The 14,184-nt window shown below is 35.5% G+C and carries 14 protein-coding genes and 1 pseudogene; 8 read left to right on the forward strand and 7 right to left on the reverse strand.

Features of this window, described 5'->3' with window-relative positions; genetic code table 11:
* Positions 1-58: 58 nt before the first annotated feature.
* The gene (locus I580_RS00995; protein ID WP_010773184.1) at positions 59-637 is read left to right on the forward strand and encodes a GNAT family N-acetyltransferase; all 579 of its coding nucleotides are present in this window, start codon (positions 59-61) and stop codon (positions 635-637) included.
* Between the two features lie 1,595 nt (positions 638-2,232).
* Here I580_RS00995 and I580_RS01000 read toward each other — a convergent pair.
* Complete coding sequence (locus I580_RS01000; RefSeq protein WP_010773183.1) at positions 2,233-2,604, reverse strand: iron chaperone; 372 nt, start codon at positions 2,602-2,604, stop codon at positions 2,233-2,235.
* A 114-nt stretch (positions 2,605-2,718) separates the two neighbouring features.
* Between I580_RS01000 and I580_RS01005 the strand changes: the two genes are divergently transcribed.
* From I580_RS01005 to I580_RS01015, 3 genes are all read left to right on the forward strand, one after another.
* The gene (locus tag I580_RS01005) at positions 2,719-3,267 is read left to right on the forward strand and encodes a DUF1697 domain-containing protein (protein WP_010773182.1); all 549 of its coding nucleotides are present in this window, start codon (positions 2,719-2,721) and stop codon (positions 3,265-3,267) included.
* Between the two features lie 339 nt (positions 3,268-3,606).
* On the forward strand, positions 3,607-3,966 hold the full coding sequence (locus tag I580_RS01010; RefSeq protein ID WP_034860395.1) for a hypothetical protein: 360 nt from the start codon (positions 3,607-3,609) through the stop codon (positions 3,964-3,966).
* Positions 3,967-3,981: 15 nt separating this feature from the next.
* A complete protein-coding gene (locus I580_RS01015; RefSeq protein WP_010773181.1) occupies positions 3,982-5,064 on the forward strand; it encodes a hypothetical protein in 1,083 nt (360 codons plus the stop codon).
* 45 nt (positions 5,065-5,109) lie between these two features.
* Here the strand turns inward: I580_RS01015 and I580_RS01020 are convergent, their stop codons facing one another.
* The 6 genes and pseudogenes from I580_RS01020 to I580_RS01040 form a co-directional block, all read right to left on the reverse strand.
* A complete protein-coding gene (locus I580_RS01020) occupies positions 5,110-7,446 on the reverse strand; it encodes a glycoside hydrolase (protein WP_010773180.1) in 2,337 nt (778 codons plus the stop codon).
* A 481-nt stretch (positions 7,447-7,927) separates the two neighbouring features.
* A pseudogene (locus tag I580_RS17360) lies at positions 7,928-8,044 on the reverse strand (DUF3788 family protein); the annotation flags it as partial.
* Positions 8,026-9,444 carry a sensor histidine kinase gene (locus I580_RS01025; protein WP_010773179.1) on the reverse strand — a complete coding sequence of 473 codons (1,419 nt, stop codon included), beginning with the start codon at positions 9,442-9,444 and terminating at the stop codon, positions 8,026-8,028. The pseudogene I580_RS17360 and the gene I580_RS01025, both read right to left, overlap by 19 nt.
* Positions 9,428-10,072 (reverse strand): response regulator transcription factor, encoded by a 645-nt coding sequence (locus I580_RS01030; protein ID WP_010773178.1) that lies wholly within the window; start codon positions 10,070-10,072, stop codon positions 9,428-9,430. The genes I580_RS01025 and I580_RS01030 overlap by 17 nt, the downstream gene beginning before the upstream one ends.
* Before the next feature lie 14 nt (positions 10,073-10,086).
* The gene (locus I580_RS17365; RefSeq protein WP_010773177.1) at positions 10,087-10,713 is read right to left on the reverse strand and encodes an FtsX-like permease family protein; all 627 of its coding nucleotides are present in this window, start codon (positions 10,711-10,713) and stop codon (positions 10,087-10,089) included.
* Positions 10,714-10,778: 65 nt separating this feature from the next.
* Positions 10,779-11,348 (reverse strand): glycoside hydrolase family 73 protein, encoded by a 570-nt coding sequence (locus I580_RS01040; RefSeq protein ID WP_010773176.1) that lies wholly within the window; start codon positions 11,346-11,348, stop codon positions 10,779-10,781.
* A 303-nt stretch (positions 11,349-11,651) separates the two neighbouring features.
* Between I580_RS01040 and I580_RS01045 the strand changes: the two genes are divergently transcribed.
* Genes I580_RS01045 through I580_RS01060 form a run of 4 tightly spaced genes read left to right on the forward strand, consistent with a single transcriptional unit; the run spans position 11,652 to position 14,167 of the window.
* A complete protein-coding gene (locus I580_RS01045) occupies positions 11,652-11,966 on the forward strand; it encodes a rhodanese-like domain-containing protein (RefSeq protein WP_010773175.1) in 315 nt (104 codons plus the stop codon).
* The gene (locus tag I580_RS01050) at positions 11,966-13,618 is read left to right on the forward strand and encodes an FAD-dependent oxidoreductase (protein WP_010773174.1); all 1,653 of its coding nucleotides are present in this window, start codon (positions 11,966-11,968) and stop codon (positions 13,616-13,618) included. The genes I580_RS01045 and I580_RS01050 overlap by 1 nt, the downstream gene beginning before the upstream one ends.
* Positions 13,618-13,923 carry a rhodanese-like domain-containing protein gene (locus tag I580_RS01055; protein ID WP_010773173.1) on the forward strand — a complete coding sequence of 102 codons (306 nt, stop codon included), beginning with the start codon at positions 13,618-13,620 and terminating at the stop codon, positions 13,921-13,923. Before I580_RS01050 ends, I580_RS01055 begins: the two co-directional genes overlap by 1 nt.
* Positions 13,913-14,167, forward strand: coding sequence for a metal-sensitive transcriptional regulator (locus I580_RS01060; protein ID WP_010773172.1), 255 nt, complete (start codon positions 13,913-13,915; stop codon positions 14,165-14,167). Before I580_RS01055 ends, I580_RS01060 begins: the two co-directional genes overlap by 11 nt.
* Positions 14,168-14,184 lie beyond the last annotated feature (17 nt).

Below are 14,184 nucleotides of genomic sequence, written 5' to 3' on the forward strand. Positions count from 1 at the left end.
GAGCATATACCTTTTTTTCATTTCTAGAGAATAGAAAATAGATGCAAGGAGAACAACATTGATTGAAACAAAAAGATTAATCATTCGAAAAATTGAAAAAACTGAAATCGATTTAAGTGCCTTATACACACTATTATCTGATGAAGATGTAAATAAATATCTACCATGGTATCCTGTAAAGAATATGGAAGAAACTAAGACATTTTATACAGATCATATTGAATCAAACTATTTAAAACAGGCAGGCTACTTTTTTTTAATCTGTCTTAAAGAAGATACTCAGCCAGTTGGTTATATCGCAGTAAGTGGTGCAAAAAGCCGTGATTTTGGCTACGGTTTACTTAAAGAGTATTGGGGAATGGGAGTGATTACAGAAGCAAGTGAGGCAGTCATCAATTTTTTGAGGTTACTGGGGTGGCAGTATATTACAGCTACGCATGATATTCACAATATTGGCAGTGGAAAGGTAATGCAAAAAATAGGTATGAGCTACAAATATTCCTATAAAGAACAGTGGCAACCTAAAAACCGTAAGATCACCTTTAGATTATATCAATTAAATTTAGATAATAATCATGAAAGAGTTTATACCGACTATTGGGATAAATATACGGAACATTTTATAGAAATTTTGTAGGAAATGAAAAAGAAACACAACGCTTGAATTCGAAGCAAAAATACATAGTGCTTTAGGCGTTTTGATTTTTCTAAGTTCTTTTTTATACCAGACTACGCTTAATCATGATTTGAAAAATAGTTCTTAATTCTATAGTGGTGTAAAGAATCATATAGAAAACAAACAGCTGTTTATCCTTATGTTGGTAAAATGGTTGGGTTGGTAGTTTACAAAAAGGAATAGCATTTTGGATAAACAGCTGTTTGAACGAACTGGCTCTGCTAACCTGTTCGTTTTGAGAGTTAGAATCCTTCATCCGCCAGAGGGATTCTAACTATTACTGGTGAACAAGGAATTGTTCGTTACTTTTGTTTACTCAGTCTAGTAGATCTCGGAAATTATTTGTTTGCATGTTTTTTATTGGTTGGTGTACGCATTGACTTGGCAACCTTTTTTTAGACTGAGTAAAAAAGCATGGTAGAAGAGCAATTCCAGCAATACCAGCTCGTAAACACCAAGAAATTACGTTAGAAAAGTAACTAGAAAAAGGAGAACTTGGTGTTTACTATTTATAAAAAGAGCGAAAAAAATACGGTATTGGTCACCAACCAATACCGTGCAAAAGTGCAATGAATAACCATCGACTATCCGAATTACAAAAATTTTGTAAAAAACACTAGTATTTCTTACAAAAGTTAGGTAAAATGAATAAGTCAATGCATTGACTGGGCAACTTGTATTGTCAGTTTGTGCTGACGATACAGGGCTCTGTAAGAGGATTTGCGGTCTTCTTGCAGAGTGCCTGTTTATTTTGTTTTTCGCTCTAATTATCTGATAAGCAATACAAAACTAAAAAAATGGTATTAGTCAGCAACTAATACCATGAAGCGTTCGCTAAATAAGTACCAACTAAACACATTGAATTTCCAAAAAAGACTAGTAATCTTTTCTTACTTTTAGTACAATGAGAATAGTCAATAAACTATTGACGGAGGCAACTTGTATTATTAGTTTGTGCTGATAATACAGGGCTCTGCGGGATGATTTGCGGTCCTCCTGCAGAGCGCCTTTTTTAATTTAATTTTGTAATATTATCTTAACTTAAAGATAGGAGTTTCGTCAATACGTTTTTCAAAATAGTAAAAATTAAACGCAGTGAGTAAAAAATAAGCTTAGTGTTATAAGCATGAGTGTATTTTTCTCTAAAGGAATTCTTAACCTTTTGTTCGGCACGATAAATTTCTAAGTGTAAGAAGCTTGTCAGTATTTTTTGAGAGTGGGATGTTCTTATGAGACGCATGATTTCTTAAAGACGTTATAATGAACGATCTGCTATTGCTAAAGGTTTCAAGTAGTACTTGAGTATTCCAAGTGGATTTTTAGAGAATCATGCAGCGAATGACTTCTTTTTTTGTAAATCATTAAATGGCTTACAATTCGCCATAGTAACAAAAAAATCCCATCTCAATCAAGATGGGATCAATTCTTATTTTATCTTTGGGGAAGATAATTAAGTAACTCTCTATGTCTAAATAATAATAGATTGCGTTAGTTTTTACCACTTCAATAATTTCTTATCGATAAAACTTTTTTGAATAAAGGGGGTTATCTATAAATTATTCTCGCCAAAACTTCGTGTAATCAATTTTTTCTTGAACATTGTAATCAATGATTTTTTTCAGCAAGGAATAGTCGATAGGCTGGTCCCAAGTGATTTTAATGATGTTATCCGTATGTTGATACCCAGATTTTTCAATCTCCTCTTTGAATGTTAAGATCGTGACAGTTTCTGGCGCAATTGAAAGGTGCTTTTTAGAAGTGCTGTATGCGATAATAAATGTCCCATGATCGGTAAACATAGGCTGATTCCATTTGATGACGACGCTAAATTGTGGGTAGGTTTTCATAGTCCAGTCAAAAAGTTCTTCCAACTTCTCGCGATGTTCAGGTTCACTAATTTTTGAAAGAAAATCATGTAAATCTTTCATCTTTCTCTCCTCTTTTCTTTCTCGTTATTGTTTTCTTTATTATAATATAAGAGTATCGTTGAAGGAAACATTTGCCTTAAGTAAAAGTAGTTGAATAGGTAGGAGGGATTTTATATGGTAATGTACATTGCTTTATTACGCGGCGTTAATGTCGGCGGGAAAAATCGAGTGGTTATGGCAACCTTAAAAGAGCGCTTTGAACAGCATGGATTTACAAACGTTAGCACTTATTTGAATAGTGGAAATGTTATTTTTTCTAGCGAAGAAACCGATGATTTACAACTGAAAGAGGTTTGCGAAAAGCTAATAAAATCAGAGTTTGAGCTTGATATAATGGTTACGATTGTACGAGGAACTGACTTGTTAGCAGCGCTAGAACAGATGCCAGAATGGTGGAACACAGATAAAGAATCAAAACACAATGTCATTTTTGTGATCCCACCAACGACAACTGAAGAAGTGATCGCATCTGTTGGTGAAGCTAAAGCAGAATATGAAAAAGTAGCCCATCATGAAAGAGTTATTTTCTGGTCAGCACCAATCAAAACATTTTCCAGAAGTCGTTGGTCAAAAATCGTTGGAACTAAGATGTATAGCCGAATTACAATCAGAAATGCTAATACAGTAAATAAGCTTGCGGAGTTAGTGCAAAAAAATAATTGAAACAAATGCTTGTCTTGGAGGTACCCCCAAGGTTTATACTTTCCTTGTTGATCGATCAAACAATAGCTGTTAAAAATTTAGTAATAGAATAAAAAAACCGTACAGTGCTTTTTATATATTGTACGGTTTTTTGTGGATTTTTGAGGAGCTTTTTCCAGCCACCTTCTCTTGCTATATTGAATCTTGCCCATTTTATGCTTATAATGAATATTACATTAAAAAGATGGAAATGTGTTGGGAGAAAAGAAAATTGTTGACGTTTATTAAAAATAATCTATTTATGATCAAAAGGTCAGGCTTGCTGTATAATATGAAACCTAGGAATACTTTTTTCTTACTTTGATACTTGGAGCAACTGGGATTCCTAGATTACTAAACAAAAATTTTATCTCTGGCGGACTGTTACTTTTCGTGTTTATCCTTACTAGCGATTGGGACAATGATGTGCTCATTTGGATTGGTGTTTTTGATGCTGTTACAAGCCTTTTTTATAGGGAGCCAGAGCCAAAAAAGAAATCTGTTGAGGATAAGCATAAGGTAACTAGGGCAGCGGTGATAAAAGAGGTTCAAAAAGAAACAGCAAATGAAACACCGAAGAAAACGATCAAAATAGGAAATAAAATCTGTCTTTTTTGCGGAGCACCAATGCCTTCAAATGAAACAGTTTGTTCTTATTGTAGAATGGAAAGTACACAGTAGAAAGTTGAGAAAATAATGAACTTAAAAAAAGCGCTTAAAATCTGTCTAGGCATTTTAACCCTCTTTATCGCAATTATTCTAGCCTATGTCGGCTATGTTTATTTCAGTTATTCTAGAATCGCTGATAATTTATCTGTAGAAACGATTCAAAAGGCAAAAGTAACACAAGTTTCAACGAACAAAGAATACAAAATCACAACTTTTAATATCGGATATGGTTCGTATACACCAGATTACACATTCTTTATGGACGGTGGAAAACAATCGAAAGCAGTCAGTAAAGCAAGTGTTGTCGAAAATATCTCTGGGGTCATTGATACAACGAAAATGATCGATCCAGATTTTGCTTTATTCCAAGAAGTTGATAAAAAGGCTACTCGTAGCCGCGGTGTGGATGAAGTGACTCAAATTACGCAACAGTTTAATGACTATTCAAGTGTATTTGCCACCAACTATGATTCAGCGTTTCTGATGTATCCTATTTTAGATCCAATTGGTAAGTCTCAATCGGGTATTCTTACGTTGAGTAATAGTGAAATTGAAGAGACTACTCGCTATAGTTTGCCAATTGAAACAAATTTCAATAAATTTTTTGATTTAGATCGTGCCTTTACAGTGTCCAAAATACCAGTTGAGAATGGTAAATATCTAATGCTGTACAATGTTCATTTATCTGCCTATATTAAAGACCAAAAAATCCAAAAAGAACAAGTCCATAAATTATTCGATCATATGAAAAATGAATACAAAAAGGGGAATTACGTTGTTGGCGGTGGTGATTTTAACCATGATCTGCTCGATTCTTCGACTGAGACATTTAAAAATGACACAAAAGAGGAATATACTTGGTTGCAACCTTTTCCTAAAAAAGAGCTGCCGAAAAATTTACATGTAGCAACATTGAACGAGACGGAAACACCTGTACCGTCAGTCCGTAATTTAGATAAGCCTTATAAAAAAGGGGAGTCATTTGTAGCATTGATCGATGGGTTTATTATTTCAGATAATGTAGAAAATATCGGTGGAAAAGTGATTGATGGTGCATTTAAAAATTCAGATCATAATCCAATTCAGCTGACATTTAAGTTAAATAAATAAAAAGAAACGAAGCCAAAACAAGGGGCTTCGTTTCTTTTTTTTAAGTTAACCTTCCGTTTTTACGACAGTTTCTTTGCCATCATTCATAATTAGCGCAGTATGGCTGACAACTTTGACACCATCTGCATCGTAATCAGTATTTGAGAAATTAGCAATGACAGACAATTTCTCACCAAATTCCGTTTTTTGAACCAAACGGTCATCGGTCAATACTTTAAAATCAGTCATTTCATGTTGCAATGCTGCTTTTTGGAAAGGACTCCAGTTTTTAGCATTTTCTGAGATATCTTGTTTATGTTCTTCCCAAGCGGCTTTGTCGATATGCATCATTGGTGGAGTGTTGTATAAATACTCTTTCATTCGACGTTCACCAACTTGATTTTTGATTTTATAACTATCCCATTCCCATTGATGAGAAGTGATGACAGAACGGTTGTAAACAAGTTTATAAAGAGGGAGAGAATAAACAGGATCGGTATAAATTGGTTTATATTCTTCCTTGATCGGTACAACTTTTTTGTATTTTGTTGGAATTCCACCGTCTAATGCAGCGTAACTTCCTACATAGTATTCACTTTCTTTATTTTCACGCATATCAGGATCGGACCACATAATGACAGGTGTTTCGATTCCGTGAGCAAAAACCATATTTTTTGACGCAAAATCATTCCCGCCTTCAGACCCGACAACTAAACCATTTTGATTGAAATAATTCATTCGTTTCAAGCGTCCTGCAACGTCTTCACTTTGTGTTGTCAGATGTTCCGGACTATAGTCATTGTAAATTTCACCTGCGGCGTCTGTATCTATAAACCAAGAATTGAATGGAATTTTATTTTGCATGATGCCAGTAAAACGTTCTTCTACATCAGGAAAAATTTGTGTTGGGTTAAGTTTACGTCCTTTTCCTAAGAAACCAGCAACTTTTTCACCATTTTTCTTCGTAACTGTGGCATTTTCGTATAGATTTTTGTTAGGGAAAGAAGCAGTATTCCAATCGATGCTAGCATTTTCTTGAATCGATTGATAAGAATCATAAGGACCAATCAGGTAGCCTTCATCCGCTGCAGTTTTGACCATTGTTGGATTCATCAGTCCATTCGCCCAGTTTGGTAGACCAATCCAAGCGTTCTCAACACCTGAGGCTTTCATCTCTTTGAACACATCTGAAGAAGTTGCTTGTCCCCATTGTTCAATAGGCGGAGTTAACTCACCTAACACACTAGCTAGAAGATGTTTATTTAATGTGTACCGTTCTTGTTCACTAAGTGTATAGATCCCTTTATCAATCAGTTTTTGAGCTTGTTCATCTGGCTTTTTGAAGATGTCTTTATTATAAAATTGAGGATAAAGTAGTACGTAATTAATCGAAGTTAAGAACGTATTTTTTTCATATTTATAACCTTCATTAGTTTTAAACGCTTCTAAAGCCTTTAAATATTCTTCAGAACCATCTTCACCATATTGAGTCAATAATTCGGCAATCCATTGAAAAATTGGTTGATCAACCATAGAGGGGAGTTTCCCCCATTTGATATCTTCTGTTGTTAAAATACGGCTATTCCAATAGTAAACTTGGATGGCACCACGCATTTTTTTGATTTCAGGATTTTCTTTTTCCTTTTCATCTAGTGTTTTGAATTCACCTAAATTGATGCGATCCATTTGATACGTTTTAGCGATTGCAACAGGGTCATTATCGGTAACATATAGTCGGTAATTCATTGTTTTATTTTTGTCGAAACCAATAAAATTGTGACTGGCTTCCAAGGTCAGGTGAGGCTCTGTCTTTGCTAGTAGCTCACTATTGAATGGGTTATCCATTACAAAAGTTGTGGCAAATGTTTCTTGATTGGTTGTAAAAAAGCTCATTGAAAAAGCTTCGCTCATCGATAATTCTTCATTTTGTTTAAAATAGGCAAGCCATTCTTTTTGATCATTGGGAATCGTTTTTCCTTCGGCAATGGGTAGTACATAATTCTTAGCATCTAGTTTAGGCCAGGTAAAAGAGTTATCTTCATTCGATAAACTGGTAAGAGCAATAGCGATATGATTTTTTTCTCTTTTCAGTTTTACTTTAAGTTGCTCATTGGGGTAAGTCCAGCTAACTTCTTCTTTGCTTTTTTTTAAATCGGTGACTTCTTTTGGAGCTTGAGGTTTTGAAACTTCTGCTGTTTCGCCATTTTCAGTAATAGAAACAGTGAATGTTGCAGGATCAACATCGAAAGAAAAATCAGTTTTGGCATAGGTTTTGTTTTTCTCGATTTCATTGTTGACTATTAGCTTTTCTGATTTATTCGTTGCATTGGTTTGATTGACATTACATCCTGATAAGGATAGTGTGATCGCGGCTAAGCCGAGGTAGATCGACAATTTTTTCATGAGTTCCTCCTAATATAAAAGCTGAGCGGGCTCGTTTGGTTCTGACAGAAAAATAAGGAAATATGACTGAGGTATTTTTTTCCTCATTCGTATTTCATCTTTTTTCCGAGGAACAAGCCCGATAAGCTAGATAATATAAAAGCTGAGCGGGCTCGCTTGGTTCTGACAGAAAAATAGGGAAATATGACTGAGGTGCTTTTTGCCTCATTTGTATTTCATCTTTTTTCCGAGGAACAAGTCCGATAAGCTGGATAATATAAAAGCTGAACGGGCTCGCTTGGTTCTGACAGGAAAATAGGGGAATATGACTGAGGTGCTTTTTGCCTCATTCGTATTTCATCTTTTTTCCGAAGAACTGAATCGCTCAACTCAATAATGTAAACCAAGTCTACCAAGCAAATGTTACAGAAAAATGCCAAAAGCAAATAAAAAGTGAGTGGGACATAACTCTTCGAGTCATATCCCACTCACGTGGAATCCAGATAAACGGTGGGAGCAGAAGCAATCCCTTCGGAAATAAGCAGAAATTTACAAAAATTTGAAGAGCAATTTTCGTGAATTTCTGCTTATTTCTCGGGATTAAACATTCCTGTCCCAACCTCTTTCAGGTTTATAAAAATGTAACACAAAGATCAAGGTCTGATGAACTAATCTAGCTTCAATCGTAAATCCATGTTCATCCATAATCGATTGAACGATGGATAAGCCTAACCCTGTTCCAGACAAGTTTTTATTCCGTGATTTTTCATGAACGTAAAAGGCTTCCCAAAGTTTATTTATATCAAAATCAGAGGTTAGAGAGGTTTGATTACTAATCGTAAATTCAATAAATGCTTCTGTTTCCCGCCAACTTGCTTGAATTTCTTTGTCAGTGGTATATTTGAGACTATTCGTTAGTAAGTTTTCAAACACTCGCTTGATTAAGATTGGATCAGCTTCGATTAATGGAAGAGGTGAGTCCGTATTTGCTTCTAACAATAGAATCTCCTCTTTTTCTAGGGTGGGTGTCAGCTCCATAACCGTTTGCTTCCAAGTATCTGATAATTGCATAGGAACTTTATTGATGGGTTGTTGTTGCTCTAATTTTGCATAATCTAACATCTGATCGACAATATCATTTAGACGCTGGGTTTGTTGTAAGATCACTTCTAAATAAGTTCCATCGTCTAATCCGTCCTCAATACCTGAACCATATGCTTTGATTAGAGCGATAGGTGTCTTCAATTCATGTGTCAAATCTGCTGTAAATTGTTTTAGCTGTTCATTTTTAGCAAGTAAGTTCTTTTGATAGGTTGCTAAGGCGTAACTCATTTTATTGATGCTGAGCGCTAATTCGCCGATTTCATTTGCTGGAATATCATCCGTTGTTACAAAAGTCAGTGTCGTGATTTCTTCTGCTACTTTCTTTAGGTTGACTAAAGGATCGGTTATTTTCCGGACAGAAACATAAATCAGTACAATGATTAGAATCAGTGTTAGGCTTAATGAAATAAAATTAAATGTATTGATCAGATTGGCTGTTTCAGAAAAATTCACAGTGGAGACGCCAACTAAATAGAAGGTGTTGTCGATTACCTGCATCTCAACCAAAAAACTAGATTTCTGTTTGCCTTGATCAAAATTTCGCTGAATCGGTTCAGGGGTATTTTTGAGCTGATCTATTGTTTCTTGTGTAACCCAAAAACGATTCAATGCGACTTTTTTTCTATTTAGTTCTACATTCAAGGACTCATTAAAATCATCAAGTGAAGTACCATCTAACTGTCGTGTGATGATGGTGACTTGATTGCTTTCTTCCAATTCTGCTAGTTGTTGTTCTGAACTAGCATGTTGTTGAATATCGGTCATAACCGAGGTGACTTTATGGTCCATTTTTGAAAAATAGTAATAAGGAACAATCAGACTATTTAAAAGAAACATGACGATAAAGCTGCCTATGATAATCGATGAAAAAGTCAAGGTGAGTGTAGTACTGATTTTTCTAGTTTTCTTTTTCAATGAGATAGCCCACTCCTCTTTTGGTGGTGATGATCTCATCGCCAATTTTTTCACGAAGTCTTCTAATATGTGTATCAACCGTTCGTTCTACACCCTCATAGTCCATTCCCCAAACGCCAACTAAAAGTTGTTCTCTTGTTAAAATACTTCCGCGATTATTGATGAGCATCATCAACAAATCAAATTCTTTTTTTGTTAAATCTAATGGTTGGTCATCTTTCCAAACGTTTAAATTAGTTGGTTGGATCAGCAAGTTTTTTACATAGAATGAATGGGTTAGGCCAAGCAATTTTTTGACGCGCAGTAATAGTACTTGTGGATGAAATGGCTTTGTGATGTAGTCATCAGCACCGCTGGATAAAGAAAGAAATTCATCTTCACCTGTTGATTTTGCCGTTAGCATGAGAACTTTCAATGAACTTTCAGCTTTGATCTTTTTAATGACTTCGATTCCATCCATTTTTGGCATCATCCAATCGATGATTGCTAAATCTAATTTTTCTTTATAAAAAATATCTAAAGCAGCTTCACCATCTAGCGCGGTAAATACTGTGAATCCGTCTTTTTTTAAATAGGCACTCACGATTTGTACCATTTCTGGACTATCATCTGCAACTAAAATATTCACATACAAAACTCCTTTTACAGCTTCGTTATTTTTTGTTTGAGTAAGAGAAATTGACACAGTAGTAAAAATGAAAAAATTCCGATCAACGGTAAATCTGCAAACATGACGAAATGGCTTGGTGCATACAACATATCTGAAAGCCATGAGTTGGATTGCTTAAAAAATAGTGTATAGAGATATTCTGTTATAATCAAGCCTAAAACACTACTGGGAATAATAAGTAATAAAGGTTCTATAAAAAGCTCACTAGTTACTTGGAGAGCTGTGCTACCTAACATTTTTTTGATAATCAGTTCTTTTTTATCCAATATCATGCTTCTTTGAAAAGAGATGAAAAGATAAAAAACGCCGAATAAAAACAAACCAATACTGAAAATAAGGAATGCGATGTTTAAACTATCCAATAAAGTAATTAAATTTTCGCTAGTATTTGATTGAGTAAAAGCGTCTAGCGAATCGATTTCTTCTATTCTTCTTTGTTCCTCTATTCTTCCGAAATGAACTGCGGTAATCCAACTATGGAGCAAAACGCTCAAAACAAAAAAATAAAGAACAGTAAAAATGCTTTTAAAAAAAGCAGCCCCCTTGTTTCGCAGGAGGCTATTGCCACTATCTTTTAAAATGTAGTAAACGTTATTCATCTCAATAATCTCCCAACAACAAGCATAACAACCTAAGATACGAAACAGTCTTTAATATGCTTTACTTATTTATCGTACTTATATAATTTAAATTCTTCAATTAATTGAATCAATTTTTCTGCATAGTCTGGGTCGGTAGCATAACCACCATTTTGCAAAGCAACAGCAGCTTCTTGATAATTCTTACTGGTTTTGATTCCTTCGTATGTGCCACCTTTTAAAAATTCCATGTGATCGACCATTGATTCTTGAACCGTCTCATATTTTTTAAACGAATCATCGATCGTAATCCGTTCACCATCAATAAACTCATCTGTGGGCATGATGCTAGACTGTTCATTAAAAGCTCCTTTGATCCCAAATAGATTTTTCGCTTCTACCGCTAAATCACTACGGCCCCAGTCAGATTCTAAAATTGCTTGAGCAATGGTGATACTGGCGAATAAATGAGTTTGTTTTTGTAAAATTTTGGCTTCAGATGCTATTTCATCAATAAAAATCTGCTGATAAGCAGTTGCTTCATCTTGGATTGGTTGTTCTTCTTTATTAAAAATAAGGAAAAGGCTAGCAAATGAAAGAAGTAGAATCAATAGTAATGGTAAAATATTTTGTTTTTTTAGAATGCCTTGATTCATGTAAGAACCTCTTTTCTTTTAGTGTTACATTCAGTATAGAGGTTCAATGTTACAAAAATATGCCAAAGAAGTTAATATTTGTTTGGCTTTCTTAAGAATTGCTTCAGTTTGGTTAAATTGATGCCTGTACAAAGGATGATAGAACTGGAAAAAGACGAGTGATAAGAAAAGTTGGAGTATTCTTTTTATTGATATGAACGAAATAGTATTTTTTTAGAGCTCCAAACAAACCCCTTTACAAGATCAGAAAAATCATTTATCATAACTCTTGTAAATACCCCTAAGGGTATAAAGGAGGAGCATATGTTTTCATTTTTAAAAGGAAATTCAATTAATACTACTGACCTTCAGCAAATGCTAGATTCAAAACCAATCATGATTGATGTTCGCGAAAAGAGTGAGTTTACGGCTGGTCATATCCCAAACGCTAAAAATGTTCCATTAAGTAAAATTTCAACCTATCAATCAAAAGAAAGCCAACCAGTTTACGTGATTTGTCAATCCGGAATGAGAAGCCGTCAAGCAGTCAAAAAATTAAAAGCAAAAGGGATCGATGCAATCAACGTCAAAGGCGGAATGAGTGCTTGGCGTGGCGTCGTCAGAGGAGGAAAATTATAATGCGTGTAGTGATTATTGGTGGTGTAGCAGGTGGCATGTCAGCCGCAACCAGATTAAGAAGACTATCAGAAGAGATAGAGATTATCGTTTTAGAAAAAGGTCCCTATGTTTCATTTGCAAACTGCGGATTACCTTACTATGTATCAGGAGAAATCAGTGAACGCTCAGAACTGATCTTGCAAACACCAGAACAATTGAAGAAAAGATTCAATATTGATGTTTATCCTGAAACAGAAGCAATTAAAATCAATCGAATAAATAAAACAGTATTAACAAACACAAACGGTAAAGAGAACACGTTCAGTTATGACAAACTGATCCTTTCACCAGGTGCGCAACCAGTGATACCAACAATTGAAGGGCTAGATGAAGCAACAAATGTCTATACCCTAAGAAACGTTCCAGATGTCGATAAGATCGTCGCAACTGTTAAAAATGAACAACCAAAACAAGCTGTTGTGATCGGTGCAGGATTCATTGGCTTAGAAATGGCGGAGAATTTAAGTCACCTAGGTATCGATGTTACGATCGTAGAAGCAGCTCCACAAATTTTACCGCCTTTAGATGAGGAAATGGCTGCCTTTGTTGAAAAAGAATTAAAGGCAAAAGGAATTACTGTTTATACTGGAGCTGGGGCAACAGCATTTAAAGAGGCTGGTCAAACAATCGAATTAAGTTCAGGTGAAACAATTTCAAGTGATTTCACAGTGCTATCGATCGGTGTTAAACCTTCTAGTGATTTAGCTGTTGCAGCGGATTTGAACACAGGCTTACGTGGTGGGATTCTTGTAGATGAAACCTATCAAACCAATGATCCAGATATTTATGCAGTAGGCGATGCAATCGTTGTGAAACAACAAATCACTGCAGAAGATGCGTTGATTTCGCTTGCGTCACCAGCTAATCGCCAAGGGCGCCAAGTAGCAGACGTGATCGCAGGCGTTGCTCGGAAAAACCAAGGAAGTATCGGGACGGCAATCGTTCGAGTATTTGATCTTGCTGCAGCAAGTACAGGATTGAGCGAGCGCCAATTACGCAACAGTAATCTAGAATATAAAGCCGTTCATACAACATCCAAAAGCCATGCGGGGTATTTTCCAGGAAGTCAGCCAATTGTGATGAAGTTACTTTTTCATCCTGTAACAGGTAAAATTTACGGAGCACAAGCGATTGGACAAGATGGTGTAGATAAGCGGATCGATATTATCGCGACTGCAATCAAAGCGGGAATGACCGTTATGGATCTGCCAGAGTTAGAATTTACGTATGCACCGCCATTTGGCTCAGCGAAAGACCCTGTTAATATGATTGGTTATGCTGCAACCAATATTGTAGAAGGTTTCTCTGACAATATTCAATACTACGAATTAAAAGAAGCATTGGCGAACGGAGCCTTTTTACTAGATGTGAGAAATCAAGGAGAGTTGAAGAACAATGGTTCATTATCTCAAGCTAAAAATATTCCATTGGACGAATTAAGAGAGCATTTAGCGGATCTTCCAACGGATAAAGAAATCATTGTTAGTTGCCAAAGTGGACAAAGAAGTTATTTAGCTGAACGTATTTTAAAGAATAATGGTTTCAATGTTAAAAATTTAGATGGAGCATTTCAAATATATAGTGCAATTTACCCTCAGGAGGTTATTAAATAATGTATAAATCAATCATGATCGATGAATTTGAGCAATTAGAGAAAAGAAATGAACTAGCTATCATAGATGTGCGTGAAGAAGATGAATACGTTTCAGGACACATCAAAGGCGCAAAAAGTATGCCACTAAGCATGCTACAAGAGACGGCAGAATCGTTGGATAAAAGCCAACATTACTATATTATCTGTCATGCTGGTGGTCGTTCACAAATGGCAAGTGAATATTTTGCTTCATTAGGGTATGATGTTACTAATGTGATGGGCGGTATGTCTGCCTGGAGAGGAGAAGTTGTGGATGGCTTGTGATCCTAAACTAGCGAACCGCTTAAAGCGTTCAGAAGGACAAATTCGCGGGATTTTAAAAATGATGGATGAAGGAAAAGATTGCCGAGAAGTTGTAACCCAATTGATGGCAGTTCGTTCAAGTATCGACAAAGTTATTGGACTTGTCGTAACTGAAAATCTAAAGCAGTGTATGGAAGATGAAAATATCGATCTGGCTGGCGAGGATATGGCGAAAGCGCTAGAAATGATCGTAAAAACGAGATAAATAAAGGGTTGCTTCTG

The sequence above is a fragment of the Enterococcus caccae ATCC BAA-1240 genome (genome assembly GCF_000407145.1).
Taxonomy (GTDB): Bacteria; Bacillota; Bacilli; order Lactobacillales; family Enterococcaceae; genus Enterococcus_L; species Enterococcus_L caccae.